Annotated in this window: 4 protein-coding genes; 1 reads left to right on the top strand and 3 read right to left on the bottom strand. The window is 44.8% G+C overall.

Features of this window, described 5'->3' with window-relative positions; all coding sequences use genetic code 11:
* The first annotated feature begins 335 nt into the window (after nucleotides 1-335).
* The gene (locus AC4II3_RS31970; protein ID WP_488014543.1) at nucleotides 336-1,106 is read left to right on the top strand and encodes a sporulation protein; all 771 of its coding nucleotides are present in this window, start codon (nucleotides 336-338) and stop codon (nucleotides 1,104-1,106) included.
* 2 nt (nucleotides 1,107-1,108) lie between these two features.
* Here the strand turns inward: AC4II3_RS31970 and AC4II3_RS31965 are convergent, their stop codons facing one another.
* The 3 genes from AC4II3_RS31965 to AC4II3_RS31955 are packed head-to-tail and all read right to left on the bottom strand — an operon-like array spanning nucleotide 1,109 to nucleotide 3,466.
* Complete coding sequence (locus AC4II3_RS31965; RefSeq protein WP_488014541.1) at nucleotides 1,109-1,993, bottom strand: fructosamine kinase family protein; 885 nt, start codon at nucleotides 1,991-1,993, stop codon at nucleotides 1,109-1,111.
* A gap of 1 nt (nucleotide 1,994) precedes the next feature.
* Entirely contained in the window at nucleotides 1,995-3,290 is a 1,296-nt protein-coding gene (locus tag AC4II3_RS31960; protein WP_488014539.1) for a M16 family metallopeptidase, read from the bottom strand.
* Nucleotides 3,291-3,319: 29 nt separating this feature from the next.
* Entirely contained in the window at nucleotides 3,320-3,466 is a 147-nt protein-coding gene (locus AC4II3_RS31955) for a hypothetical protein (protein ID WP_488029525.1), read from the bottom strand.
* Between the last annotated feature and the right edge of the window lie 103 nt (nucleotides 3,467-3,569).

Here is a 3,569-nt window from a genome sequence, read left to right as displayed (position 1 = left end):
TGGCCCGAGGTGAAAGTGGCTTAATCAGGGGCATTCAACCCGACATGATATAAGAGCATTACTTTTGGAATCCTGGTTATAATCTGAATTTGCGTTCGCGTAGCGTGACCAAAGGTCAATCGTACAAGCGCGGAAGCTTCCCGTGACTCGCGTAGCGTGGCCGTAGGGCAATCGCACGATCTAAGTGTTTCATTTATATAGTTGATTATACTGATCAGGTAAATGAAATTTTTTCTTATCCCGACTCCCGATTCCCGATTCCCGATTCCCCATTCCCTAAAACTCCAGAACCATAGATTAAGCTAGTAGCAAAGTTAGCTAAAAAACTAGAATCTATGTTCAAAAAGCTATTAGCTCAGGTTGGCATTGGAGCAGCAAAGGTAGATACACGTTTGTACTTTGATTCCCTAGCTCCTGGGGAAATGGTAGAAGGGGAAGTTTATATTACTGGGGGAGATGTTTCCCAGAAAATTGATGATATTTATATTTATCTGGTTACGGAATACTTGCGGGAAGAAGAAGATGCCGCAATCACAGAGGAATGCATATTAATGCAATATCGCCTCTCGGAACGCTTCAACTTGGAGGCAAAAGAGGAAATAGTTATTCCATTTTCGTTTCCCCTCCCAGAAGAAACACCACTGACATTAACCAGCCAACCAGTGTTTTTACGTACCGGCTTAGATATACCAATTGCCGTTGATCCCAAAGACACCGATTACATTGAGGTACATCCACACCCCCTAATGCAAGCGGTATTTGATGCATTAGAAAACCTAGGGTTTCAACTTCATGAAGTCGATTGTCAGTACAATACTCACTTCGGGGGTAGATATCCATTCGTCCAAGAGTTCGAGTTTCGACCCATGGGTAAGTATCAGGGTAGCTTGGATGAATTGGAAATCATTTTTTCTCTCTACTCAGAAGACTTAGAAGTTTTCCTAGAAATAGACAAACGAGCCCGTGGATTTGGTGGTTTCCTAGAAGAAGCTTTCGACCTAGATGAACGTTATGTTCAATTTCAGGTAACACTGGATGACCTCAATCTTCCTATGGGTGAATTGGAGGCAATGATTGAGGAGATTATTGAGAGCCAAATTAATTAGAATTAATCCCTCAAAATCTTATCAATCATCCGGTTAGCTTGGGATTCATAACCACTACCAAACAGATTAAAGTGATTGAGGATGTGGTAAAGGTTATAGAGGTTTTTCCGCCGTTTGTAACCTTGCTCTAAAGGCCACACCTCGTTATAGCCTCGATAAAATGCTGCTGGGAAACCACCAAACAATTCGGTCATCGCAATATCAACTTCGCGATCGCCTACATAAGTAGCTGGGTCAAAAATTACTGGTTCTCCCGCCATGGTAATAGCCGCATTACCACCCCATAAATCACCATGTACTAAGGAAGGTTGAGGCTGATGATCCAGTAATTTAGGAACTACTGCCAGTAATTGGTCTTGTTTCGGGAAATGACCACTGCGACGCCGTGCTAGCTGAAACTGATAACCCAGGCGATACTCTACAAAAAACTCTACCCAATCCGACATCCATTGATTCACTTGTGGTGTCGAACCAATAGTATTATTTTGATTCCAACCAAACTTACCCATCTCGGTTGAAGCTTGGGGGGGAGCAGCCTGATGCATGGCTGCTAACTGATGTCCCATTTTTACCCAAGACTCGGTACTGTTACCGCCACCAAGGTCTAGCCACTCCAAGACAATATAAGAACAATCGACGGCAGTGCCATAGCAAATTGGTTTGGGGATTCGGATTGTCTGGGTTGCCACCATCTGCTTTAGACCGAGGGCTTCGGCCTCAAACATATAGACTTGAGAAGCAGAATTGAGTTTAACAAAATACTTATTAGTCTTACCGACCAGAGCATAACCCTGATTAATACAACCACCACCAACAGATTGGCGCTGGTTAATCTCAAAGGTTTCACCAGTGACTTGGCTTATCTGGTCAGCAATTTCTTTCCACATCTTAGTCTGTTCCCTGTTCCCCGTTCCCTGTTCCCTTTGCGATCACAATACCATAAGCATGGGGAGACAGATACTGCTGTGCAGCCTTTTGGATATCAACAGCACTAACTGATTTAATATGACTAGGGTAATTCAGGGCTGGTTCTAAATCCCCGACTTGGGAGTAATAGTAACCATATAAATTGCTGCGAGCGCTTGGTTTTTCATTACTAAAGATAAACTGATTGGCGACTTTGGTACGAATCCGAGCAATCTCTGAGTCTGATACCAATTCTGTCTGACAGCGATGGATATGGTTTGCGATCGCATTTTCCACCTCTGCCAAATTCTCAGCTGGCAGTTTAGCAGAAATATAAAACACCCCTTGCAGCCGCTGAGTGATATTACTAACCCCAATTTGAGTAACCAGTTGCCGTTCTTCTCGCAAATCCCTAAACAGCCTGGACATACGACCTCGTCCTAAAATTCCTGCCAGCACATCCAAAGCATAGGTTTCCTTCAACTCAGTGATACCAGGCACCCGCCACACCATCACCAGCCGCGCTTGTTGTAAAGACTCATCCACATACTCCCGACGGACAATGTTGTCGAAAGCTGGTTCTGGGGTAAGGTTTGTTCTATCTTCTATCGCCCTTGGCTGTGCTTGACTAAATCCATTGCTGACAATTTCAATTAATTCCGTTACTGGCAAATTCCCCACCACTGCCGCAGTCATAGACTCTGGTTGATACCAACTACCGTGAAAGTCACGCATCTGCTCAGGCTGGAGTTGTTCAATCACCGAGGCAGGTCCGAGCACAGGACGTCGATAGGGTAACTGGTCAAAGGTAGTCTCCATTGCCCATCTATGGGTGCGGCGGCGGGGATTATCCTGGGAACGGCGAATTTCTTCCAAAACTACCATTCGCTCCTTTTCAAAGCCATGGTCAGGAATACTAGGATTGAGTACCACCTCTAGCTGTAATGGTGCCAGCTGCGCAAAATCTTTAGGAGCTGTAGTGATGTAATAGTGAGTGTAATCCTGACTTGTAGCGGCATTAGTGACCGCACCCCGTTGCTCAATCAGCCGCTCAAACTCACCACTTTGCAATTTTGGTGTGCCCTTAAACACCATATGCTCCAGAAAATGAGCCATACCATTAATCTGATCCGATTCCACTGCGGAACCGACATTAATCCAAACATTCAAACTGACAGCTTCAACAGGCATCTGCTCAGCCACAATGGTTAACCCATTCGGTAGCCTTTCAACAGTAGGAGCATTGAGGGAGGGAGTATTGAGCAAACTGGAAGTCATTAAATTAATCACTAATTGACCACTATTTATTAATAGTAATCTTTCTGTTTGATATCGAGTTTTTGATATAGCAAAGGGAATCGGGAATCGGGAATCGGGAACAGGGAACAGGGAACAGGGAACAGGGAACAGGGAACAGGGAACAGGGAACAGGGAAAAAATCTTGTGTACCTCATTAGACTAGAAAGCGTTATACATTCAATTTTCTTTCCCCGACTCCCGACTCCCGATTCCCGATTCCCGATTCCCGATTCCCGACTCCCGACTCCCGACTCCCGA

This window comes from Moorena sp. (assembly GCF_982860115.1).
Note: the sequence above shows the minus strand (reverse complement) of the source record. Positions and strands in the feature narration are given on the sequence as shown.